This window comes from Paraburkholderia largidicola (assembly GCF_013426895.1).
Taxonomy (GTDB): Bacteria; Pseudomonadota; Gammaproteobacteria; order Burkholderiales; family Burkholderiaceae; genus Paraburkholderia; species Paraburkholderia largidicola.
Genome location: NZ_AP023174.1, coordinates 3366240 through 3389998 on the forward strand (window position 1 = coordinate 3366240; position 23759 = coordinate 3389998).

Below are 23759 nucleotides of genomic sequence, written 5' to 3' on the forward strand. Positions count from 1 at the left end.
TCGCGTCAGGTCCCGACGCTGGCGTCGAGCGTTTCGAGCACCGCGTGGTCGGGTGCACGGGTGATCAGTGTGTCGCCGAAACGCTTCAGCAGGATGAATTTGATCTCGCCCGCTTCCGCCTTCTTGTCGACGCGCATCAGATCGACATAACGCGCCGCGCCGAGCGTGGGCGCCTGAGTAGGCAGATGCGCCGCCTCGATGACAGCGACGAGCCGCTTGCGCGCGGCTTCGTCCAGATGGCCGAGCCGCACCGACAGGTCCGCCGCCATCACCATCCCGCAGCCGACCGCTTCGCCGTGCAGCCACTCGCCATAGCCGAGACCCGCTTCGATCGCGTGACCGAACGTATGGCCAAAATTGAGGATTGCGCGCAGACCGCCTTCGCGTTCGTCCTTGGCCACGACAGAAGCCTTGATCTCGCACGAACGCTTGACCGCTTCGGCGAGCGCTTCCGGTTCGCAGCGGTTGAGCGCTTCGATGTTCGCTTCGATCCAGTCGAAGAACGTTGCGTCGGCAATCGCGCCCGTCTTGATGACTTCCGCAATTCCCGCCGCCAGTTCACGCGGCGGCAGCGTGCGCAGCGCGCCGATATCGGCGATCACCGCTTGCGGCTGGTAGAACGCGCCGATCATGTTCTTGCCAAGCGGATGGTTGATGCCCGTCTTGCCGCCCACCGACGAATCGACCTGTGACAACAGCGTGGTCGGCACCTGAATGAACGGCACGCCGCGCATGTAGCAGGCGGCCGCGAAACCCGTCATGTCGCCGATCACGCCGCCGCCGAGTGCGATCAGCGTGGTCTTGCGATCGGCCCGCGCGCCGAGCAGCGCGTCGAAGATCAGATTCAGCGTTTCCCAATTCTTGTGCGCCTCGCCGTCGGGCAGCACGACTGTCGTCACGTCCTTTCCGAGCGGCGCGAGCGCCTTGCGCAAGGTATCGCCGTACAGAGGATTGACGGTCGTATTGGTGACGATCGTCACCGACGCGCCGCGAATATGCGGCGCAAACAGCTCGCTGCGGCCGATCAGATCGGCGCCGATATGAATGGGATAGGCGCGCTCGCCCAGTTCGACGTTGACGGTAATCATGGAAGTCATCTCGCCATTATGACGTAGCAGGCTTGGCGACGCCCGCCATCTCGAGTTGCATCAGCACCATGTTGACGAGCCCGTTGACGGACGGACGGCCCGTTTCGATCACGAAATGGGCGCATTCACGGTAGAGCGGATCGCGCACTTCGTAGAGCGCTTCGAGGCGCCCTTTCGGGTCCTCGGTCTGCAGAAGCGGCCGGTTCTTGTCGCGGCGCGTGCGCAGCCAGAGATCGTGCGGATTGGCGCGCAGATAGACGACGATGCCGTGTGCGCGCAGCGCGTCGCGGTTTTCCGGGCGAAGGACGGCGCCGCCGCCCGTGGCCAGCACGATGCTTTCGCGCCCGGTGAGCTCGGCGATCACTTGCGCCTCGCGGTCGCGAAAGCCCGCTTCGCCTTCGAGTTCGAAGATCACCGGGATGCGCGCGCCCGTGCGCGCCTCGATTTCATGATCGGAGTCGAAGAACGGGCGATCCAGCCGGCGCGCCACGGCCCGGCCCACGGTGGTTTTGCCTGCCCCCATGAGCCCTACAAAAAAAACGTTGGCGTGTGCGTCCCGCGCTTGCAACTTATCCTCTGGCTAATCCGGTGTAGTTCGTGCGGCAGCTTACTGGCAAAGCGCCTGCCTTGTCGAGCCTGACGGCCGGCGCAACTGCCGCCGATCATGCTTTAGGCCCGCGCCCATGGCGCTTTCCCGACGTTCCGTCAATTTGTCTGCACAACCCTCGGCGTAATGAAAACGACGAGTTCGCTGGTCAGATCGCGGTGGGCGCGATGCCGAAATAGCGCGCCCAAAAGCGGTATTTTGCCCAGGAGCGGCACGCGCGTCACATCATCCCGGTCGTCCGACTCGTAGATTCCGCCAATCGACACCGTTCCGCCGTCCTCCACCTCGACGCGCGTCTGCACATGTTTGGTGTTGATGGCCGGCCCCGACGCCGTCTGCTCGCCGACGCTGTCCTTCGCGACGTCGAGATCCAGCACGACCCGGCCGTCCGGTGTGATTTGCGGCTCGACCTCCAGTTTGAGGCTGGCGCGGCGAAACTGCACGCCCGACACGCCCTGCCCGACTTTCGCCTGATACGGCAGTTCGGTGCCCTGCTCGACGATCGCCTTCATCCGATCCGCCGTCACCACGCGCGGGCTGGATACGATCCTCCCGAGCCCTTCCGCTTCGAGCGCGCTCAGTTCGATGTTCACGAGGCGCGTCGCCTGCGCGGCGAACAGCGTAAAGCCCGCCGTGGCCGCGTCGAAGCCGGAGATCGGCCGCGCCGACAGATCGAAGATCGCGCCGTCCTTGCCGCCCACCAAGCCCGTCGCCTTGCCATCCTCGTTCGTGGCGAGCATCGACAGCTTCACGCCGAGATTACGCGAAAAGCCCTTCTCCGCTTCCACGATGCGCGCCTCGATCAGCACCTGACGCGTCGGCCGGTCGAGCGATGCGATCAGTTCCGCGATCTGTGCGAGTCGCGCGTCGAGATCGGTGACGAACAGCAGATTGGTGCGCGGGTCGGCCATCGCCGCGCCGCGCTTCGATAACACACGCTGGTTGCCCGACGCCGTCAGCAGCTTGCGCAGCTCTTCAGCGTGCGCGTAGTGCAGCTCGAAGGTGCGGCTCGCGAGCGGCTCGAGTTCGGCGGCGCGCGCATGCGCTTCAAAGCGCTGTCGCTCGCGCGCAGCCAGTTCGGACAGCGGCGCCACCCAGATCACGTTGCTGCGCTGTTCCATCGCGAGCCCGTTGACGTCGAGCAGCGTATCGAACGCGGCGCGCCACGGTACGTTGTCCAGATGCAGCGTGACCGCGCCGTGCGCCTTGTCACTGGCGACGATATTCAGGCCGGTGAACTTTGCGAACGCGCCGAGCACGGCGCCCAGCTCGGCGTGCTGGAAATGCAGCGTGATCGGCCGGTCGACGGGAATCGACGGTGAGGCGTCCGTGCTCAGACGCGCGGCGGGCGCGAGCGGAACGGGCGGGCCTTCGAGCGCGTCCGTTCGCGCTTCGTCCTGGCGTTTCGATTCGGCTTCGTCGCGCGAGGTGGCAGACGATTGCGCCGAGTCCGCCTCGCGCCCCGGCGCGGCGGCTTCGTCGGCTGCATCCGGCGTGAACGGATTGGCGACGTCCGTCGTGATCACGCGCGGCAACGGCGGCATGCCGGCGGGCGCGAGCGCATCGTCGAGCGGCATGTCGGCGGGAAGCGGCGGCAACGATGCGCGCGCCGCCGTGACGACGAAAGCAGCACACACGAACATCAGACGCATGACGTTGAACCGCCTCATTCGACGGCCTCCGCAAGCGTCAGCGAGTACACGCTGCCATCGCGCTTTGCGAGCGTGAGGGCGCGTGCATCGACATGCGCAACCCGCTCGTCGCCCCACTGCTGTCCCGGTTCGAGCGTCGCTGCGCTATCGCCCGCTTCGATCAGTGCGAGGCCGCGCAGGCGGTCGGCCAGCAGCCCGACCAGGCGCATCGATGAAGAAGCGCTCGCCGCGGCCGACGCAAACGCCGCGGGTTGAAACGGATCGTAGAACACGATTTCTTCGTCGGGATCGAATGCGTGAGGGTCATCGCGCACGGTTCGACGTGCGGCGTTCCGCACGGGATGAATCGCGCTGAACGAATGGAGCGTCGCGTTGATCGACAATGCCTCGCCCTGCCGCTTGAGCGTCACGTCTTCAGGCACGACGAGGACGGGCAAACTCGCAAGCGCCTCGAAAAAATCGACGACATGATCGAAGTCCGCCTGAGCCGTCACATGCAGCGGACGCATGGCGTCGATTCCGCTGCCCGAGACGATGCCCGGCTCGATTGCAAGCAGCGTCACGTCATTGCGTGCCGCGAGCTGCGAAATCACGCGTATGTCGTCGGCCGAGGTCCAGTTCGCGGGCATCGGCACGACGCTCGCCGCCTGATGCAATGCAGGCAGCTGCGCGACGTCCGCTTCGGCTTCGCCCAGTTTGCGTTGCGCCGCCAATGACGCTTCCCGGCTCGCCTGCACGCCGCTCATATCCGCGGCGAGCCACGCATTCGCGCCGAGCACGAAAACAGCGACGGCGATGCACAATGCGACGGCCCAGCGCCGCCGCACGCTCCATGCTTCGAGCGGCACGCGCAGGCGCTCGATGAGCATCCGTCCGAGCCGCTCGTGCGGGGCCAGCATGATGCGGCCAGCAATAGTCGTGTTCATTGCTTCCCTCTCGTGTTCTGATGAGCCGTTGCCGGGGCCGGGCGTTGTTCAGGCGGCCCGCCCCATTTCAGATGCGCCTTGATTTCGAACGGCGTCGAGGCATCCGTTGCGTTGTTCGCACGATGCACGTCGCTCAAGTCCGAATCCTTCACGCCTTTCAACGCGGCAAGGCGGTTCAGCCACGCCGCCGACGCCGCATGATCGGACGATGCGGCAAGCAGTTCCGTATCGCGCTCGCGTTGCCGCAACTGCCTGACGACGACAGCCTCGGACGACTCCCCGCTCAACGCATCGAGCAGATCGAGCAAGTGGGTGAGCGGTTCGGAAAGCGTCGCCGCGCGCTCGTCCCTGAGGCGCTCGTCGCGTGCTTCGCGGACGAGCCGTGTTTGCTCGGCAAGCGGCGGCGCGAGCGCTGCAAGGCGTTGCTCGATCGCCGCACGCTCACCGTCGCTACGCGCCCGCTCGAACGTCTGCCACGTCACCAACAACGCCACGGCGACACAACCGCAAAGCATCGCACTCGCCCATTCGACATAGCGACGCCGACGCGCGAGCCGCGCATCGCGCTGCCGGTGCGGCATCAGATTGAAACCGCAGGCCGACGTCATTGCGTCATGCCCCGCAACGCAAGGCCGAACGCAACCGCGAACGCAGGCTCGTGCAACCGATCCGAATCGGGTATCACGTTGCCGTCGCTGAGCGACGAACAGTCGAACGGCAACACGGAACAGCCCAACACGTCGCCGATATCGGCAAGCGAAAAGCACACGCCTTCGAGCAACGCGATTTCGCCGCCCACCAGCGCGCACACGTTCAGATTGTTTTCCGCGAGATCCCGCAACGCGTCGGCGACGCACGAATATTCGGGCGATGGATAACGGATTTCTTCCGCGATCGTTTCCTCTTCGATACGCCAGCCGTACACGCCATCGCTGCCGATCCAGATTGCCGCATACGGTTCGTGCAGTTCGAGTTCGAAGGTCGCCGCGTGGCGCAGCGCGCGCAACGCCGCATGCGGCTCGACGTCGACGGTGGTCAGCGTCACGCCCGCCATCGCCGCGCTTTCGATACGCGCCTCGAGATGCTCGCGCGCCGTCGCGGCAATCGACACCGAGCCAGGATGCGGCGTCGACTCGTCGACATACCAGTCGACGGCGAGCGCATGACGCTCGATGCCCGCAACGCGCTCGGCTTCCATCAGCACCGTAGGCTCGATTGACGCAGCCGAACGATGCGAGCCGTTCACCTGACTAATGGGCAGATGCGCCGTGAAGGTCGCGGAACCCGGAATCGCCATTGCGCAACGCAGGACCGCCGACGCGCATTGCTCCGGCAAATGACCAAACGCCTCGGACAACGCGCGTGACACCGCTTGCCGGTCCACGATCTCCGCGCCCGCCATCGCGCCCGGCGCCAGCGGCTCCAAAGCAACGCATTCGATGCGCACGGGTCCCATCTTTCGCGCGCTGCAGCTGAGCGCCACGATCCTCACCGCTTGCGCGCCGACATCGATGCCGACTGCCTGACGCCGCATTGCCATTCGTAACGAGTGTTTCAACGCCATTCCTTCCTCCCTCAGATACCAACGGAAACTGAAGGCCCGCGGCATCCAGAGAACGCGGGCAACGGAAGGCATTCTGCGCAGCGCGACACACAAGCGAAATTCAGCCGAATGGCTAATGGTCGGGTAACCGATATCCGGCGACAATCAAAGGCACTACAGTGTTCTCATAGCCGCACGGTCGCGTCGGCCGTAAGCACGCCGAAAGCTGCCGGATCGGGCGGCTATAATCGCGGGACCGTTTTCTGGTGTTCATATGCAATCCACGACTCCTACGTCTCCGCCCCCAGCCCCGCAGAAGCGCAAGCGTCCACTCTGGTTGACGATCATCCTCGGCTTCATCGGGCTGATCCTCGCCGGAATCCTCTGCGTCGTGCTCGTGCTGGGCTATGCGCTGGTCGTCGCCACGCCCAACCTGCCTTCGCTCGACGCGTTGACCGACTATCGCCCGAAGGTGCCGCTGCGCATCTACACGGCAGATCACGTGCTGATCGGCGAATTCGGTGAAGAGCGGCGCGACATCGTGCATATGCGCGAGGTGCCGGACAATCTCAAGAAGGCCGTGCTGGCCATCGAAGACGCGCGCTTTTACGATCACGGTGGCGTCGATCTGACGGGCATCGCGCGCGCCGGCGTGGTCGCGCTCACCAACGGCCACGCAACGCAAGGCGCGAGCACGATCACGATGCAGGTTGCGCGCAACTTCTTCCTGTCCAGCGAAAAGACCTACACGCGCAAGATCTACGAGATGCTGCTGGCGTACAAGATCGAGTCGAAGCTGACCAAAGATCAGATTCTCGAGGTGTACATGAATCAGATCTATCTCGGCCAGCGTGCGTACGGCTTCGCGAGCGCGGCGCGGGTGTATTTCGGCAAGGACCTGAAAGACCTGTCGCTCGCCGAATGCGCGATGCTCGCCGGTCTGCCGAAAGCGCCGTCCGCGTATAACCCGGTGGTGAATCCGAAGCGCGCGAAAGTGCGTCAGGAATACATCCTTCAGCGCATGCTGGAGTTGGGCTATATCACGCAGGACCAGTACGAAACGGCGAGCCGCCAGCCGCTCATCGTGAAGGGCGCGGGCAAGGAATTCAGCGTGCACGCGGAGTACGTCGCGGAAATGGTGCGGCAGATGATGTATGCGCAGTACCGCGAAGAAGCCTACACACGCGGCCTGAACGTCGTAACCACCATCGATTCCGCCGATCAGGACGCCGCCTACCGGGCGCTGCGCAAAGGCTTGATGGACTATGAGCGGCGTCACGGCTATCGCGGTCCGGAAGCGTTCATCGACCTGCCCACCGACGCGGACGAACGCGAGCAGGCCATCGACGACGCGCTGCTCGAGCATCCCGACAACGGCGAAATCATCGCGGCCGTGGTGACCTCGGCCAGTCCGAAGCAGGTGCAGGCGACGCTGATCGACGGCAACGCCGTGACGATCACAGGCGACGGACTGCGCTACGCGACCTTTGCGCTGAGCACACGCGCGCAGCCGAACCAGCGCGTGCGGCCGGGCGCGATCATCCGTATCGTGAAGAACGACGACGGTAACTGGTCGATCACGCAGTTGCCGCAGATCGAAGGCGCATTCGTCTCCGTCGTGCCGCAGGACGGCGCGATCCGCGCGCTGGTCGGCGGCTTCGACTTCAACAAGAACAAGTTCAATCACGTGACGCAGGCATGGCGTCAGCCGGGTTCGAGCTTCAAGCCGTTCATCTATTCGGCGTCGCTCGAAAAAGGTTTGGGACCGGCAACCGTCATCAACGACGCGCCGCTTTTCTTTAGCGCCGCCGAAACGGGCGGCCAGGCGTGGGAGCCGAAGAACTACGGCGGTGGCTTCGATGGCCCGATGTCGATGCGCACCGCGCTGCAGAAATCGAAGAATCTCGTGTCGATCCGCATTCTCAACCACATCGGCACGAAGTACGCGCAGCAGTACATCACGCGCTTCGGTTTCGACGCGGAACGTCATCCCGCCTATCTGCCGATGGCGCTCGGCGCGGGCCTCGTCACACCGCTGCAGATGGCGGCTGGCTATTCGGTGTTCGCGAACGGCGGATTTCGTGTGAATCCGTATCTGATCGCCGAAGTCACCGATCAGCGCGGCATGGTGGTCGCGCATGCGGACCCGCTGGTCGCTGCGAGCAACGCGCCGCACGCGATCGAGCCGCGCAACGCGTACGTGATGAACAGCTTGCTCATGAGCGTCGCCCAGCGCGGCACGGGCGCAAAGTCGAACGTCCTGAAGCGCACGGACCTCGCGGGCAAGACAGGCACCACCAACGATTCGCGCGACGCGTGGTTCGCCGGCTATCAGCACACGCTCTGTGCGATCGCGTGGATGGGCTACGACAACCCGCGCAGTCTCGGCGACAAGGAAACGGGCGGCGGGCTCGCGCTGCCCGTGTGGATCGACTATATGGGACGCGCGCTCAAGGGCGTGCCCGAGTACAAGATGCCGATGCCGGAAGACGTCGTATCCATCAGCGACGAGCTGTACTTCGACGACTTCACGCCGGGCAACGGTTTCGTGTCGACAGTCGGGGTGACGCTGCCGCCGCCGGGAGCCAGCGATGCGGCCAGCGCCGCGCCCGCCGCGGTCGGCGCGCAGGAAAAAGAGGACATCATGAACCTGTTCAAAGGTCACTGAGTCCACCAAGCTTGCCGAACGAAAAAAGCCGCCGCGTGAAGAACGCGGCGGCTTTTTTCGTTTTCAGCGAACGCGCGTCGGGGACACGCGCGTCGAAGCGAAACGCTTACGGCTCGATCTGCACCGGCTCGCCTGCCTGCTGCGTCGCGTAGTCGGAAAGCGCAGCGTAGAACTCGGTGCCATTGCGCGTATCGCGCCACGCGCCGTCGACAAAACGGAAGTGGTATCCGCCCGACTTCGCGGCGATCCAGATCTCCTGCATCGGCGGCTGGAGATTCACGATGATCTTCGTGCCGTTCTCGAATTCGAGCGTCAGCACGTTGCCGCTGCGCTCGAATTCGATGTCGGCGTCCGTATCGTCGAGCGAGCGTTCGATGGCTGCCAGCACAGCCTCGGCGCGGGTCAGGTATTCACTGTCGGACATGCTAAACTCCAGCGATTAATTATTCAGGGACAGTCATGCGAGTCGTATTCCGGACGAGCGCCACGGCCACGATTCTAGCGACTCTGGCTATTGTCGCAGGTGTCGCGCTCAGCGGTTGCGGACAACGCGGTTCGCTTTATCTGCCTACCGTTCCGCCGCTTCCGGCCAAACCGACCGCACAGACCCAGCCGACCTCGCCCGACGAAACGAAACCCGGTGCCGAATCCGCCGAGGGTTCCGTTCCGGATACATCGGGCACGCCGCTGTCCCTGTCGCCCGATTCCGAACTGCGCACTGCGCCGACGTCGAACGCGCCCGCCCAACCGGCGTCCGGCGCGTCCGAAGCTCAATAAGACTGCCGTATGACTCAATCCGCTTTTGCCTACGTCGACGGCGTGCTGCACGCTGAAGGCGTGTCCGCCGCATCGCTTGCCGAGCAGTTCGGCACGCCGCTCTATGTCTACTCGCGCGCTGCGCTAACCGAGGCGTGGCACGCTTACGCCGACGCATGCGCGGGCCGGCACGCGACCGTGCACGTCGCGGTCAAGGCGAACAGCAACCTCGCCGTGCTCAATCTGTTCGCGCGCATGGGTGCGGGGTTCGACATCGTGTCGGGTGGTGAACTGGCGCGCGTGCTCGCGGCAGGCGGCAAAGCGGAAAACACCGTGTTTTCGGGCGTCGGCAAGAGCGTCGCGGAAATGCGCGAGGGGCTCGCGGCGGGTGTGAAGTGCTTCAATGTCGAATCGATTCCCGAACTCGACCGCCTCAATACCGTTGCGAGCGAAATGGGCAAGAAAGCGCCCGTGTCGCTGCGCGTGAATCCTGATGTCGACGCAAAGACGCATCCGTATATCTCGACGGGCCTCAAGTCGAACAAGTTCGGCGTCGCATTCGACGACGCGCGCGCCACGTATCGCGCCGCCTCCGCGATGAAGAACCTCGATGTGGTGGGCATCGACTGCCATATCGGTTCGCAGATCACGGAAGTCGCGCCGTATCTCGACGCCGTCGACAAGCTGCTCGAACTCGTCGAGCAGATCGAAGCGGACGGCGTGAAGATCAAGCATATCGATGTCGGCGGCGGCCTCGGCATCACCTACGACGACGAAACGCCACCGGATATCGGCGATTTCGTGCGCACGCTCCTCGACCGGATCGAAGCACGCGGGCACGGCCATCGCGAAGTGTATTTCGAGCCGGGCCGCTCGCTCGTCGGCAATGCCGGCATGCTGCTTACGCGCGTCGAGTTTCTGAAGCCGGGTGCTGAGAAGAACTTTGCGATCGTCGACGCGGCAATGAACGACCTCGCGCGCCCTGCCATGTACGAGGCGTATCACGCGATCGAACCCGTCGTGCAGCGTGCAGGCGACAAGCATGTGTATGACGTCGTCGGTCCCGTGTGTGAAAGCGGCGACTGGCTCGGTCGCGAACGCGAACTCGCTGTCGAACCGGGCGATCTGCTCGCGATCCGTTCCGCGGGCGCCTACGGTTTCGCGATGAGCTCGAACTACAACACGCGTGCGCGCGCGGCCGAAGTCATGGTCGACGGCGACCAGGCGTACGTCGTACGCAAACGTGAGGAAGTGAAAGATCTATTCGCTGGCGAGACGGTTCTGCCCGAATAACGCTGATTCACGCGCCGCAAGTTTCGGACGCGCAAAACAGAAAGGCGATGCGCTCACCGCGCATCGCCTTTTTTTATCGCACCCAGCTTCCAGCTTCGGACGTTTCAGGTTTTCGCCCGTTGCCTGATCCTGTCTCGCGCCCAAACCAGCACGCGCCAGCCCAGCAAAGCAATCACGATCGCTCCGTAAATCTTCGGCAAGATCAGATCGTGCTTGCCGGCCTTCATCCACCAGAAGTGCAGGATGGCGAGCGCCGCGATCGGGTAGATCGCGCGATGCAGCGTCTGCCAGCGCCGGCCGAGCTTGCGCACCATTGCCTTCGGCGACGTGATGGCCAGCGGCAACAGCAGCACGAACGCCGCGAAGCCAACCGTGATGAACGGCCGTTTGCCAATGTCTTTCACGATCGCGGCGATATCGAACCACTTGTCGAACCAGAAGTACGTCGTGAAATGCAGCGCCGCGTAGAAGAATGCGAAGAGGCCGAGCATGCGGCGAAAGCGCAGCAATGCGTTCCAGCCGGTCAACTTGCGTAGCGGCGTCACCGCGAGCGTGATGCAGATGAACACCAGCGTCCACAAACCCGTCGAGCGCGTGACAAACTCGATGGGATTCGCGCCCAGGCCGCCCGTGAAGCCGAACAGCACGAGCCGCGCAAGCGGATACAGCGCGGCGACGAATACCGCAATCTTCGCTGGGACGATCCAGCGGCCGGCGCTGGCGCTCGTGCCGGCTTTTCGCGGCGAACGCACGGTATTCGTGGCGTTGCTGGCGGGTGCGGTTTGGGTCGTATCGGATGCCATGCGCGCCGCCATCAAAAGTTTTTCTTCAGGTCCATGCCCTGATACATCGACGCGACCAGATCGCCGTAACCGTTGTACATCAGCGTGTTCCGCTTGGGCGTGAAGATGCCGTCACCGATGCGCCGTTCGGTCGCCTGGCTCCAGCGCGGATGGTCGACGTTCGGGTTCACGTTCGAATAGAAACCGTACTCGCTCGGCGCGTAGGTGTTCCAGCTGGTGGGCGGCTGCTTGTCGACGAAGCGGATTTTCACCAGCGACTTCGCGCTCTTGAAGCCGTACTTCCACGGCACGATGATGCGTACGGGCGCGCCGTTCTGATTCGGCAGCACCTGACCGTAAACGCCCATCGTCAGCAGCGTCAGCGGATTCATCGCTTCATCCATCCGCAGACCTTCCGAATAGGGCCATTCGAGAATCGGCTCGGACAATCCAGGCATCTGCGACGGATCGGCAAGCGTGATGAACTGCACGTATTTCGCGTTTGCCGTCGGTTGCGCCCGCTTGATGACTTCCGACAGCGGAATGCCGATCCACGGAATCACCATCGACCAGCCTTCCACGCAGCGCATCCGGTACACGCGCTCTTCGAGCGGCGCGAGCTTCAGCAATTCGTCGATGTCATAGACCTTCGCGTTCTTCACCTCGCCTTCGACGCTCACTTTCCATGGCCGCGGCCGCAGCGTCCCGGCGTTGTGCGCGGGGTCGCTTTTGTCGGTGCCGAACTCGTAGAAGTTGTTGTACGTGGTGATGTCTTTGTAAGACGTGACCTTGTCGGTGACGACGAACTTCGGATTGGTCTTCGCGCCGAGCTTCAGCGCTTTCGGGTCGGGCGACGAATATTCCGCGAACGCCTCGCCATGTACGCCGATCAGGCTGCCGAGCGCCACCGCGCCCGCCGCCTGCAGGATGCGCCGACGATTCTCGAACACGCGTTGCGGCGTGATTTCGCTGCGCGCGATGTCGTCACCATAGAGCTGGCCCCGGTCGCTTCGCTTGATCCACATGCTGAAAACTCCTTGCCGGGCGCCTTCGCCCGATCGGTATCCATTCGACTCGCGCGTGGGAGTCGCCGTTCTTCGATTTGTTAACACACGCGGCGAGCGATTCTTCCATACCGGCATAAAAAAAACCGCCGGTGCAGCGCACACGGCGGTTTCAGTCGATCCGATCCGGCGAAATTTACAGCTTGCCGTAGCTATGCAGCCCCGACAGGAACATGTTCACGCCGAGGAACGCGAAGCTCGTCACCAGCAGGCCAGTCAGCGCCCACCATGCGGCGACCGCGCCGCGCAGGCCTTTCATCAGACGCATGTGCAGCCACGCCGCGTAATTCAACCAGACGATCAGCGCCCACGTTTCTTTCGGGTCCCAACTCCAGTAGCCGCCCCACGCTTCGGCCGCCCACAGCGCGCCGAGAATCGTCGCGATCGTGAAGAACGCGAAGCCGACGGCGATCGACTTGTACATCACGTCGTCGAGCACGTCGAGCGTGGGCAGGCGGTCGGCCAGCACGCCGCGCTCCTTCATCAGATACGCAACGCCGACCATCGCCGACAAAGCAAAGCTGCCGTAGCCGATGAAGTTCGCCGGCACGTGAATCTTCATCCACCAGCTTTGCAGCGCGGGGACGAGCGGCTGGATCTGCTGCGCGTCGCGCGCGATCGAGTACCACATCAGGAAGCCGACGGCCGCGCTGATCACCAGCAGCACGAACGCGCCGAGCGAGCGCGTGTTGTAGTGCTGCTCGTAGTACAGGTAGAAGAGCGCCGTGATCAGGCTGAACAGCACAAACACTTCGTACAGGTTCGAGATGGGAATATGGCCGACGTCCGAGCCGATCAGGTACGACTCGTACCAGCGCACCATCAGGCCGACGAAGCCCATCAGCACCGCGACCCACGTCATCTTCGAGCCGATCGCGGCGCCCGTCGGCGAGCGCGACAGCGTGCCGATCCAGTAGAACAGCGTGGCCAGCACGAACAGCGCGCTCATCCACAGGATGGCTGACTGGCTCGACAGGAAATATTTGAGGAAGAATGCGTGGTCGGCGCGGGCGAGATCGCCGCCGTAAATCTGGATAGCCGAAAGCGACAGCACCGCGATGCACGCCATCAGCAGGCGCACCGGCTTCCAGCGCCAGCCGAGCACGACGAACACAGGCACTGCGCACACCAGCACCAGTTTGTCGTAGTAATTCATGTACTCGTGGTAACGCGACAGCCCGAAGCCGGCGCCCGCGACCATAGCAAGCGCGAACAGCCAGTCGAACAGGCCGAGGCGCTTCAGGAATGGACGATCGTCCAGCAGCGCTTCGCCGGTCAGATGCGGGGTCGAGTGGACCGCCGTATCGGAGCGCGGCTTGGCGCGCGAGGATGAGGAAACTTGAGTCAGGTCCATGATCTTACCGGGTCGAATCGGATGAATCTGCGGACGCTTCGCTCGTTGCACGGACGGCGCCCTTTGCCTCGTGGTCGGGATCGGCATCGACAGGCTTGCCGCCCAGCGCGACGCCGACGGCATCGCGGGTTTGAGCGAATTCCTTCTCGAAATCGAACGTCTTGCGTGCCGTCGACATCGCCATCACGACGTTCACGCCATTTCCGCCGCGCTCCGCGTCCTTGAGCCAGAACCACAGCCGTCGTTCGCGGACGTAGAACATCGAAAAGATGCCTAGCACGAGTAGCAGGCTGCCAAGATACACGACTTTTTTGCCCGGCGCGCGCGTCAACTGAAATACCGAAGCTTGCACCTGCTTGAAGGAGTCAAGCTGCAAATAGACGGGCGAACCGTACAGAAAGCTGTCCGAAATCGCGTTGATCGAGCTCTGTACAAAGCGGCTGGTGGTTGGATCGGCCGTTGCCGGGCCTTCTCCCGCCTGCTTGCGCGCGAGTTGCCACACGTCCCACATCGAACCTTCGAGCATTCGAAGCAAGAGTCCTGCCGCCTTCTCCTGCTCGGGCTTGGGGACAGAGCGGTCGATGAACGCAGCGACCGCCTGGAAGCCACCAATCTTCTCACCATTGGTTGCCTTGCCCAAGCTAGGGTCATCCCCGGCGAACAGCGTCAGCACGCGCGCCGCGCTCTCTTCCAGATGCTGCTGCAATTCCGCATTCGACTGCACCGAGCGCTGCGCGAAGTCGCGCGCCGCCTGCGCGCGGATGGCCGGGTCCTGCAGCGCGGCGCGCATGCGCATCCATTCGTTGACCGTGCCGCCCGCGTCGGCGGGAATGCGCAGATAGCGGAATGCATCGTCGGGATTCGAGCGCATGCCCGCGAGGAACACGCGCTCGCCGTTCACGTCGACGGGCAGCATGTAGTTGTTGTACTCGCGCGCCTGGCCGTCCTTGTCGCGCACTTTGTACTGCACCGACGGACCGACGTTATGCAGATCGACCGGCTTCGACGTCTTGGCACCGGAGCCGAGGCGCTCGTCGAACGCTTCCTTCAGCGACTGATGCGCAGCGACGCCGCGTGCGTCGTTCTGGCCGTTGCCGTTCGAGATGTTCTCGACGTTGATTGCGCGGAAATCGGCAAATTCGACCGTCTGGCCATCCGCGCCCGGCAGCGACGCGCTCAACACCTTCGAGCCGCCGATCTCGCCATTGAACGGCTCGCTCTTGACGTTGTTGCCCGTCATCGGCCAGGCCGTCGTCTGCATCTGCGAGCCGCCGTCCTGGAAGCTCGACTGATAGATCGACACGCCGTCGTATTCGAACGGCTTGTTCACTTCCACGCGTGCCGGCACGCGCGCGCCCGTCTTGTGGTCGATCACGACGATGTCGCTGGCAAAGAGCTTCGGCATGCCCGTCGAGTAGTAATCGACGATGAACTTGTTCAGTTCGATCGAAAACGGCAGATCCTGGATCAGCGAGCCGTCCTGCTGGTTCAGGATCGCCGTCGACACATGCTGGCCCTCCGGCACCCACGCGTACCCGCGGAACGTCGGATTGCCCTGCGACAGACGATGCTCGGGCGGGATCTCGTTGATGACGGTGTTGCTGCGGATCGGCGTCTTGTCGAACATCCACATCTGCAGCTTGATGGGCAGATTGCTGTCGAGCAGCCCGCCAATGCAGATGATCACGATCGCGATATGCGCGGAGATGTAGCCGAGCTTGGTCAGCGCGCCGCGCTTCGCAGCGATCAGCGTCGCGCCTTCCGATTCGCGCGTCACGTACTTGTAGCCGAGCTTCGTCGACAGCTTGCCGAGCGTGGCGGCAGCTTGCGCGCGCGTCGCGTTCGGCACCTCGAATTCGCCCTTGTGATGGAACGCGCGCAGGCTGCCTTCGCGGACCTTGTCCTTCCAGCTTTTCGTGTCGGCGATCATCTTCGGTGCGTTGCGGATCACGCACAGCGAGACCGACACGACCAGAAAACCGAGGATCAGCATGAACCACCACGCGCTGTACACGTTGTACAGGCTCAGCGAGCGGAAGATGTCAGCCCAGAACGGCCCGAACTGGTTGACGTAGTTCGGATACGGATCGTCCTGCGTAAGCACGGTGCCGATGATGCTCGCGATCGACAGGATCACGAGCAATGAGATCGCAAAGCGCATCGAACTGATCAATTCGACCGACGTGCGCAAGAAGCGCTGACGCGACTTCAACTCCAAACCCGACGTGGTGACGCTCATTCAAACTCCGACTGAACAGCAAAAAAGGGTGCAGGGACATCGCTGCTTGCGATTCCCTCACCCTTTTCTTGTTTTTTCGCCGGTCATGTTCCGACCGGCTTCGCTTTCGTACGGACTCTTAGTGCAAGCCCGCGATGTAATCGGCCACCGCCTTGATCTCGCTATCCGACAAACGGGACGCGACGGCGTGCATTGCTTCGTTGTTATTGCGCGCGCCCGGGCCCTGTGTGAACGCGGTCAACTGTGCAGCGGTGTAATCCGCCCATTGCCCCGACAGGCGCGGATACTGTGACGGAATCCCCTGCCCCGTCGGCCCGTGACAGCTTGCGCAGGCTGGGACGCCCTTGTCGGCGATGCCAGCGCGATAAATCTTCTGCCCGAGGGGCACGGTGTCCTTGTTGTGCGCGTAACCGGGCTTCGGAGCCTGCGACGCGAAGTACGCCGACACATTGACCATGTCCTGATCGGTCAGCGCCGCCGCCATACCCGCCATGATTGCATTGTTGCGTGCGGGCTGCTTCGCACCTGGCTGGGTTTTGAAATCTTTGAGCTGCTTGACGAGATACTCGGGGTGTTGGCCTGCGAGCTTCGGATACGCGCCGCCTGCACTGTTGCCATCCGCGCCGTGACATGAGGCGCACACCTGCGCTGCGATTGCCTGCCCCCGATTCAAATCCGGCTTTGCCTGATCTGCTGCTCTTGCCTGTACCGCCAAACCTGAAAGACCTGCTGCTGTGTGAAGTACCACCAGAAACTTGCCCAGTCGATTCATTCGCACACCCTGTTTCGTCTTGTGGGAATTAGAGGTTTTGCAAAATACGACAGCGACCGATCAGCCGCCGAGGCCCGCGCGGCGGCCTCACAGGTTTTCAGTAAACCATCGTATTGTACAATAACTCGCTAATCGATCTGGCGCCAGTCGGGCCTCTCCGGCCTTTACGGCAGGGCTGCATCGCCCTTGCAGGGCAATTCATCACGTCCGCCGATGTGCGCAGGACGTCCGCTCGACGTCCATTCACCCCTCCATCTGGTCTTCTCCATGTCTTTTCTGCTCCACCAAGCGCGCTTTTTTACGACCGTCAATCACTTGCGGGACCTGCCGCCTACGCCGCAACCCGAGGTCGCTTTCGCGGGGCGGTCGAATGCGGGAAAGTCGACGGCCATCAACATCCTCTGCAACCAGAAGCGGCTTGCGTTCGCCAGTAAGACGCCCGGACGCACGCAGCACATCAACTACTTCTCGGTGGGACCGGCGGACGAGCCAATCGCGAATCTCGTCGATCTGCCCGGTTACGGCTATGCCGAAGTGCCCGGCGCGGCTAAGGCTCACTGGGAGCAGCTGCTGTCGTCCTATCTGCAAACGCGGTCGCAACTGCGCGGCATGATCCTGATGATGGATTCGCGTCGCCCGCTCACGGAACTGGACCGTCGGATGATCGAGTGGTTCGCGCCGACGGGCAAGCCGATTCACACACTGCTCACCAAGTGCGACAAATTGACTCGCCAGGAGAGCACCAATGCGCTGCGAGCGACGAAGAAAGGGTTCGATGAATATCGCGCGGCGGGCTATCAGGGCGAACTATCCGCCCAGCTCTTTTCCGCGCTCAAACGGGTCGGCCTCGACGAGGCGCACGAACTGATCGAAAGCTGGATCGCGCCCGGCACGGTGGGCGATTCCGACGAACCGGCTTCGGCTGAATAAGGCCTGAATAACGCGCAAAGCGCCGCCGCTAAACGCGGGCGGCGCTTTTCGTTCGCCCAGAAAAAAACCCGCCGCTAGATAACGGCGGGTTAAACAGCCTAATCGAAAAACGACAGGCACCCGCTCAGGGAGGAGAAGCGGGGAGGTCAGCGCTAGGCGCCTTGCTCGATCGGTATGATATACCATTGTCTCGAAAAGTTTCTGGCAGGGTGCCGCCAGCATTTTTGACTTTTGCCGATATCCCCACATGAGCTTCTATCCGCATCACCGCCCGCGCCGCATGCGCCGGGACGACTTTTCGCGCCGCATGATGCGCGAAAACATCCTCACCACCAATGATCTGATCTACCCCGTCTTCGTGGTCGAAGGCACGAATGTCCGTCAGGCTGTTCCGTCGATGCCCGGCGTCGAGCGTGTGTCCGTCGATCTGCTGATGGGCGTCGCCGAGCAGTGTCTCGAACTGGGCGTGCCCGTGCTGGCGCTGTTCCCGGTGATCGAGGCGTCGCTGAAGACGCCCGATGGTCGCGAGGCAACCAACGAAGCCGGCCTGATTCCGCGCGCGGTCCGCGAGTTGAAGCAGCGCTTCCCCGAACTCGGCGTACTGACCGACGTCGCGCTCGATCCGTACACGAGCCACGGCCAGGATGGCGTGCTCGATGAAAACGGCTACGTGATCAATGACGAAACGGTCGAGATTCTGGTCGAGCAGGCGCAGACGCAGGCGCAGGCAGGCGTCGACATCGTCGCGCCGTCCGACATGATGGACGGCCGGATCGGCGCGATTCGCGAAATGCTTGAAAGCGAAGGCCACATTCACACGCGGATCATGGCTTATTCGGCGAAGTTCGCATCGGCGTTCTACGGCCCGTTCCGCGATGCCGTGGGCTCTGCGGCGAATCTCGGCAAGGGCAACAAGATGACGTATCAACTCGATCCCGCCAACTCGGACGAGGCGCTGCGCGAAGTGCGCGCCGACATCGAGGAAGGCGCGGACATGGTGATGGTCAAGCCGGGTATGCCGTATCTGGATATCGTGCGTCGCGTGAAGGACGAGTTCCGCTTCCCGACGTATGTGTACCAGGTCAGCGGGGAATACGCGATGCTCAAGGCCGCCGCGCAAAACGGCTGGCTCGATCACGACAAGGTGATGATGGAGTCGCTACTCGCGTTCAAGCGTGCAGGTGCGGATGGCGTGCTCACGTACTTCGCGCTGGACGCTGCGCGCTTGCTGCGGGCGCAGAAGTAAGGCTGCGGTTCTTGCCGCGTGCAGCTATGTCGCAGTGTCGCGGTAGGTAGTGGCTTAAAGCGGAGATTGCCTCGGGGCGGTCTCCGCTTTTTATTTTCAAGCCGATGCGGACGGTGGTGATGACGCGTGCGCGACGTTTGACGCTCAGGTCTGAGGTGCCGTCATCGCCCGGTCGAGACTTCTCAGGAATTTATCCGCCGATTCATATCCCACGACCCGCAGCACCTCTTTTCCGCCGCGGTCGAAAAAGATGATTCCCGGCGGCCCAAACAGGTTGAAGCGTTTGAGCAAAACCTGATCGTCTGCGTTGTTCGCCGTCACGTCCGCGCGCAGCAGGTTCATTTGCTTGAGCTTCGCCTGGACGCGCGGGTCGCTGAAGGTGAACTTCTCCATTTCTTTGCAGCTGACGCACCAGTCTGCGTAAAAATCGAGCATGGCGGGCTGTGCAGCCGTTTTGACGGCTTCGTCGAGCTGACCTGAAGACCGCACTGTCGCGAAGGCCAGATCGCTCTGTTGGGCCTGTCCGGACGGCACGTTCGACGTTCGGCTCGCGAGCACGGCAAGCGGCTTCAGCGGATCCGTCGATCCTGCTGCCAGGCCGACGAGCAATGTGGCGGCCCAGATCGCCAGTGCTGCACCGATGCCGCGCCCGAGACCGCGCCAGATCGAGCCTGTGCCAACATGCGGAGAAAATAGCCCCAGGCCGGCTGCCGCGACCAGCAGCCATAATGCGGCCAACAGCATTTGTGCAATCGGACCCAAAACCGGCCACACGATCCAAAGCGCAGCCGCGAGCAGCAGGATGCCAAAGAAAACCTTGACGCTGTCCATCCAGGCACCCGCGCGCGGCAGCAGCGTACCGGCACCCAGCCCGATGATTAGCAGCGGTACGCCGAGGCCGATACCCATCGAAAATAGTGCCGCACCGCCCAGCACGGCGTTGCCGGTATGCGCGATGAACGCCAATACCGCGAACAGCGGTGCCGTCATGCACGCACCGACTACCAGCGCAGAAAGCGCGCCCATCACCGCGACCGCCGCGAACTTGCCTCCGGAGCGCTGCTCGGAAGCCTTTGAAACGCCGCGCTGCAAACGCTGAGGCAAGACGATATCTACGCCCGCGATCAGCGTGAGTGCAAAGAGGGACAGCAAAACGCCAAACGCGCCGAGCACCCACGGGTTCTGCAGCCAGGCGCCAAGGCTTTGCCCAACGAGCGCGGCCGCGATGCCGAGCACCGTGTACACGAGCGCCATCCCGATAACATAAGCCAGCGACAGCGCAAAACCGCGCGATCGCGTAACCCGGGGCCCCTCGCCGATGATGATTGCCGACAGAATCGGGATCATCGGATACGAACACGGGAGCAGGCTCAGCACGATCCCGGCGACGAAGTACAAGCCAACGATCGCAAAGAAGCCGCCGCCTTGTAGCAGCGATTGCGCATAGTCTGCGCTGGTCGCGCGCTCGTACCACGGGGTGCTGCCTTGCGTGTCTTGAGCCGGCTGCGTAGTCGTACTGCCCGCAACGGCCGCGTGCAACGCCGCTCCCGTCACGTGGTAGACGCGCTCCATGGGCGGATAGCAGATGCCCGCGTCGGCGCAGCCTTGCGACGTAACGGCGAGATCGAACGGACCGCCCGCCTCTTTCACGGGCACGCGAACGGTCAGTTCGCCGCGATAGGTTTCAACGTTTTTCGCGAAGGTCTGATCGAACTTCACATGCCCGGCAGGCAATTGAGCGTCGCCGATCGTGGCCGTGCCGTTGCGCGTCGCAAAGGCAAATCGCTCCCGATACATGTAGTAGCCGTCGGCGATCTTGTAGTGCACCAGCACTTCGCCCGGCTCCTCGGACGCGCTGAATCTGAAAGCGATCGAGGGATCGAGAAAGTCGTCCGCCGCACGAACCAGACTCGCCGTAGTCAGCGACAGCAGCAGTACGCCTGCAACAAAGGTGATGAAGCGCGCGACATTCCGCCAGCGCCGGGACAAACCGTTAAACATGGATTGGGCGTTGCGTTTCGGCATTCACCCATTGGCCATACGCAGCCGATGCAGTGACTTGCCAGGAAAGGATTTCGGGGGTGTCGTACGGGTGCTGAGCCTGGATGAACTGTTCGAGTTCAAGCGTGCGGACGATGCTCGTCTTGAACAGCAACTGGATCTCTTCCGCCGATTCGATCTTGCCCTGCCAGTGGAAGCTCGACTGGACGCTGCCAAGTTGCGTCGCACACGCAGCGAGACGAGCCGAGAGTGCGTCCTGAGCCAATTTCTGCGCCGTTGAGAGGTCCGGCACGGTCGTCAATACCAAACTCACATTCACGTTCACCGACCGCTCCAGCGCTTTCCAAAACAGGGTGACGCTATCGTATCACCTTGTCCTGATAACTCGCTGGCGCTCGAATGGCATAGGAAAAACGCACGCCGAAAACAAAAAAGCCAGGCTCATGCCTGGCTTTTTTTCTGTCGCTGTCAGAAAGCTTATTCAGCTTCTGCAACGTTTTCAACTTCTTCGACTTCCGGACGGTCGAGCAGTTCGACCAGTGCCATCGGTGCATTGTCGCCAACGCGGAAACCGAACTTCAGGATGCGCAGGTAGCCACCCGGACGGTTCGCAAAGCGCGGGCCCAGCACGTCGAACAGCTTCGTGACCGAGTCACGATCGCGCAGGCGGTTGAACGCCAGACGACGGTTTGCCAGCGACGGCTTCTTACCAAGCGTGATCAGCGGCTCGACGACTTTACGGAGTTCCTTCGCCTTCGGCAGCGTCGTCTTGATGACTTCGTGCTCGATCAACGAGTTGGACATGTTACGGAGCATTGCCAGACGGTGGCTGCTCGTGCGGTTCAGTTTCCGCAGACCATGACGGTGACGCATTTCAATTTCCTTGAATCAAAGTTTTGGTCCAGCTCTTCTATCGCTTTCCGTGTGTACAGCCTGGAAAGCACGGGCCGGTAGTGGAAAAGGCAAGACGCGGATTTTAAAGGAAAATCCGCGTCCTTACCAGTCGATACTACTGAGCTTACTTGTCGAGACCAGCCGGCGGCCAGTTTTCGAGCTTCATGCCGAGCGTCAGGCCACGCGAAGCGAGCACTTCCTTGATCTCGTTCAGCGACTTGCGACCCAGGTTCGGCGTCTTCAGCAGCTCGTTTTCCGTGCGTTGAATCAGATCGCCGATGTAGTAGATGTTCTCGGCCTTCAGGCAGTTCGCGGAACGAACCGTCAGTTCGAGATCATCGACCGGACGCAGCAGGATCGGATCGATCTGCGGAGCGCGCGACGGTGCTTCTGCTGCTGCTTCCGTGCCTTCCAGCGCTGCGAACACCGACAGCTGATCGACCAGAATACGCGCCGATTGACGGATCGCTTCTTCCGGCGAAATCACGCCGTTGGTTTCGATGTTCATCACGAGCTTGTCGAGGTCGGTACGCTGTTCGACACGCGCGCTCTCCACGGCATAGCTCACGCGGCGAACCGGCGAAAACGATGCGTCCAGCACGATACGACCGATGATCTTGGCCGACTCTTCGCCGTAACGACGCACGTTGCCCGGGACATAGCCACGGCCCTTTTCGACCTTGATCTGCACGTCGAGCTTACCGCCCTTCGACAGATGCGCGATCACGTGATCCGGATTGATCACTTCGCAGTCGTGCGCGAGCTCGATGTCGCCAGCCGTGACAACGCCTTCGCCTTCCTTGCGCAGCGTAACCGTCACTTCGTCACGGTTATGCAGCTTGAACACCACGCCCTTCAGGTTCAACAACAGGTTGACTACGTCCTCCTGCACACCATCGAGCGTCGAGTATTCGTGCACGACGCCTGCGATCGTCACTTCGGTCGGCGCGTAGCCCACCATCGACGACAGCAACACACGCCGAAGCGCGTTACCCAAGGTGTGGCCGTAACCGCGTTCAAACGGTTCCATGACCACTTTCGCGTGGCTTTCACCAAGCGATTCAACAGCGATGATCTTGGGCTTCAACAAACTGGTTTGCATAGGTTTTCCTTTTCAATACCCTCGGCTCGTTACACCGATAAGGCTGACCGGTAACAACCTGAAAATAAACAGCCGAGGCGCCCCCTTGCCTAACGCAATCAGGGAACCTCGGCCGTTAATCCGATTACCGCGAATACAATTCGACGATCAGGCTTTCGTTGATGTCGCCAGCGATGTCGCTGCGTTCCGGCATTGCCTTGAACGTGCCTTCGAACTTCTTCGAATCGACAGCAACCCACTGCGGCAGACCGCCTTGTTCGGCGAGCGACAGCGCTTCGAGAATACGCGCCTGCTTCTTCGCCTGTTCGCGCACTGCAACGACGTCACCAGCCTTGACTTGCAGCGACGGGATGTTCGCGACGACGCCGTTCACCGTGATCGACTTGTGGCTCACGAGCTGACGCGCTTCTGCGCGCGTCGAGCCGAAGCCCATGCGATACACGACGTTGTCCAGACGTGACTCGAGCAGCTTCAACAGGTTTTCGCCCGTGTTGCCCTTGCGACGGTCGGCTTCAGCGAAGTAACGGCGGAACTGGCGCTCGAGCACGCCGTAGATGCGCTTCACTTTTTGCTTTTCGCGCAGCTGCGTGCCGTAATCGGACGTACGTGCGCCCGAGGTGCGGCCATGTTGACCCGGCTTGCTGTCAAGCTTGCACTTGTCAGCGAGCGAACGACGGGCGCTCTTCAGGAAGAGGTCGGTGCCTTCACGGCGAGACAGCTTGGCTTTAGGGCCGATATAACGTGCCACTTTGCATTCCTTCTGTGATTGATCACGTGAACTTTCATTCACGCTAGTCCGAACCCTTTGGGTCGAACGGTGGGCTTAGTCAATTCAATAACGC

Annotated in this window: 22 protein-coding genes; 5 read left to right on the forward strand and 17 right to left on the reverse strand. The window is 62.4% G+C overall.

The window, feature by feature from the left end:
• Positions 1-5: 5 nt before the first annotated feature.
• From aroB to pilM, 6 genes are all read right to left on the reverse strand, one after another.
• The gene (gene aroB / locus PPGU16_RS14960; RefSeq protein ID WP_434064420.1) at positions 6-1088 is read right to left on the reverse strand and encodes a 3-dehydroquinate synthase; all 1083 of its coding nucleotides are present in this window, start codon (positions 1086-1088) and stop codon (positions 6-8) included.
• A 16-nt stretch (positions 1089-1104) separates the two neighbouring features.
• Positions 1105-1656 carry a shikimate kinase gene (locus PPGU16_RS14965; RefSeq protein ID WP_180720727.1) on the reverse strand — a complete coding sequence of 184 codons (552 nt, stop codon included), beginning with the start codon at positions 1654-1656 and terminating at the stop codon, positions 1105-1107.
• A gap of 137 nt (positions 1657-1793) precedes the next feature.
• A complete protein-coding gene (locus tag PPGU16_RS14970; RefSeq protein ID WP_180720728.1) occupies positions 1794-3365 on the reverse strand; it encodes a type IV pilus secretin PilQ in 1572 nt (523 codons plus the stop codon).
• On the reverse strand, positions 3362-4273 hold the full coding sequence (locus tag PPGU16_RS14975) for a type 4a pilus biogenesis protein PilO (RefSeq protein ID WP_180720730.1): 912 nt from the start codon (positions 4271-4273) through the stop codon (positions 3362-3364). The genes PPGU16_RS14970 and PPGU16_RS14975 overlap by 4 nt, the downstream gene beginning before the upstream one ends.
• A complete protein-coding gene (locus tag PPGU16_RS14980; RefSeq protein WP_180720733.1) occupies positions 4270-4881 on the reverse strand; it encodes a fimbrial assembly protein in 612 nt (203 codons plus the stop codon). Before PPGU16_RS14980 ends, PPGU16_RS14975 begins: the two co-directional genes overlap by 4 nt.
• Positions 4878-5837 (reverse strand): type IV pilus biogenesis protein PilM, encoded by a 960-nt coding sequence (pilM, locus tag PPGU16_RS14985; protein WP_180720734.1) that lies wholly within the window; start codon positions 5835-5837, stop codon positions 4878-4880. The genes PPGU16_RS14980 and pilM overlap by 4 nt, the downstream gene beginning before the upstream one ends.
• 253 nt (positions 5838-6090) lie before the next feature.
• On the opposite strand from pilM, the gene PPGU16_RS14990 reads away from it, so the two are divergent.
• A complete protein-coding gene (locus PPGU16_RS14990) occupies positions 6091-8484 on the forward strand; it encodes a penicillin-binding protein 1A (protein ID WP_180720736.1) in 2394 nt (797 codons plus the stop codon).
• A gap of 106 nt (positions 8485-8590) precedes the next feature.
• Here the strand turns inward: PPGU16_RS14990 and cyaY are convergent, their stop codons facing one another.
• On the reverse strand, positions 8591-8908 hold the full coding sequence (cyaY, locus tag PPGU16_RS14995; RefSeq protein ID WP_180720738.1) for an iron donor protein CyaY: 318 nt from the start codon (positions 8906-8908) through the stop codon (positions 8591-8593).
• Positions 8909-8943: 35 nt separating this feature from the next.
• On the opposite strand from cyaY, the gene lptM reads away from it, so the two are divergent.
• Together lptM and lysA are read left to right on the forward strand one after the other, a co-directional pair.
• Positions 8944-9261, forward strand: coding sequence for an LPS translocon maturation chaperone LptM (gene lptM / locus PPGU16_RS15000; protein WP_180720740.1), 318 nt, complete (start codon positions 8944-8946; stop codon positions 9259-9261).
• 9 nt (positions 9262-9270) lie between these two features.
• The gene (lysA, locus tag PPGU16_RS15005; RefSeq protein WP_180720741.1) at positions 9271-10533 is read left to right on the forward strand and encodes a diaminopimelate decarboxylase; all 1263 of its coding nucleotides are present in this window, start codon (positions 9271-9273) and stop codon (positions 10531-10533) included.
• A gap of 104 nt (positions 10534-10637) precedes the next feature.
• Here the strand turns inward: lysA and msrQ are convergent, their stop codons facing one another.
• The 5 genes from msrQ to PPGU16_RS15030 all read right to left on the reverse strand — a co-directional run bounded on the left by msrQ (position 10638) and on the right by PPGU16_RS15030 (position 16744).
• Positions 10638-11336: a protein-methionine-sulfoxide reductase heme-binding subunit MsrQ gene (msrQ, locus tag PPGU16_RS15010; protein ID WP_408429156.1), complete on the reverse strand. Its 699-nt coding sequence runs from the start codon at positions 11334-11336 to the stop codon at positions 10638-10640.
• An 11-nt stretch (positions 11337-11347) separates the two neighbouring features.
• A complete protein-coding gene (gene msrP / locus PPGU16_RS15015) occupies positions 11348-12340 on the reverse strand; it encodes a protein-methionine-sulfoxide reductase catalytic subunit MsrP (protein ID WP_180720745.1) in 993 nt (330 codons plus the stop codon).
• A 175-nt stretch (positions 12341-12515) separates the two neighbouring features.
• A complete protein-coding gene (gene ccsB, locus PPGU16_RS15020) occupies positions 12516-13733 on the reverse strand; it encodes a c-type cytochrome biogenesis protein CcsB (RefSeq protein WP_180720747.1) in 1218 nt (405 codons plus the stop codon).
• A gap of 4 nt (positions 13734-13737) precedes the next feature.
• Positions 13738-15972 carry a cytochrome c biogenesis protein ResB gene (locus tag PPGU16_RS15025; RefSeq protein ID WP_180720749.1) on the reverse strand — a complete coding sequence of 745 codons (2235 nt, stop codon included), beginning with the start codon at positions 15970-15972 and terminating at the stop codon, positions 13738-13740.
• A gap of 118 nt (positions 15973-16090) precedes the next feature.
• Positions 16091-16744 carry a c-type cytochrome gene (locus PPGU16_RS15030; RefSeq protein WP_180720751.1) on the reverse strand — a complete coding sequence of 218 codons (654 nt, stop codon included), beginning with the start codon at positions 16742-16744 and terminating at the stop codon, positions 16091-16093.
• 267 nt (positions 16745-17011) lie between these two features.
• Between PPGU16_RS15030 and yihA the strand changes: the two genes are divergently transcribed.
• Entirely contained in the window at positions 17012-17674 is a 663-nt protein-coding gene (gene yihA / locus PPGU16_RS15035) for a ribosome biogenesis GTP-binding protein YihA/YsxC (RefSeq protein WP_180720753.1), read from the forward strand.
• 247 nt (positions 17675-17921) lie between these two features.
• Positions 17922-18920 carry a porphobilinogen synthase gene (hemB, locus tag PPGU16_RS15040; protein WP_180720755.1) on the forward strand — a complete coding sequence of 333 codons (999 nt, stop codon included), beginning with the start codon at positions 17922-17924 and terminating at the stop codon, positions 18918-18920.
• A gap of 144 nt (positions 18921-19064) precedes the next feature.
• Here the strand turns inward: hemB and dsbD are convergent, their stop codons facing one another.
• From dsbD to rpsD, 5 genes are all read right to left on the reverse strand, one after another.
• Positions 19065-20921 (reverse strand): protein-disulfide reductase DsbD, encoded by a 1857-nt coding sequence (gene dsbD, locus PPGU16_RS15045; RefSeq protein ID WP_180720757.1) that lies wholly within the window; start codon positions 20919-20921, stop codon positions 19065-19067.
• Positions 20914-21246 carry a divalent-cation tolerance protein CutA gene (gene cutA, locus PPGU16_RS15050; protein ID WP_434064400.1) on the reverse strand — a complete coding sequence of 111 codons (333 nt, stop codon included), beginning with the start codon at positions 21244-21246 and terminating at the stop codon, positions 20914-20916. Before cutA ends, dsbD begins: the two co-directional genes overlap by 8 nt.
• Before the next feature lie 152 nt (positions 21247-21398).
• Entirely contained in the window at positions 21399-21794 is a 396-nt protein-coding gene (gene rplQ / locus PPGU16_RS15055; protein ID WP_007730705.1) for a 50S ribosomal protein L17, read from the reverse strand.
• 145 nt (positions 21795-21939) lie between these two features.
• Positions 21940-22917: a DNA-directed RNA polymerase subunit alpha gene (locus PPGU16_RS15060; RefSeq protein ID WP_007730697.1), complete on the reverse strand. Its 978-nt coding sequence runs from the start codon at positions 22915-22917 to the stop codon at positions 21940-21942.
• 124 nt (positions 22918-23041) lie between these two features.
• Positions 23042-23665, reverse strand: coding sequence for a 30S ribosomal protein S4 (rpsD, locus tag PPGU16_RS15065; protein WP_180720759.1), 624 nt, complete (start codon positions 23663-23665; stop codon positions 23042-23044).
• Positions 23666-23759: the final 94 nt, after the last annotated feature.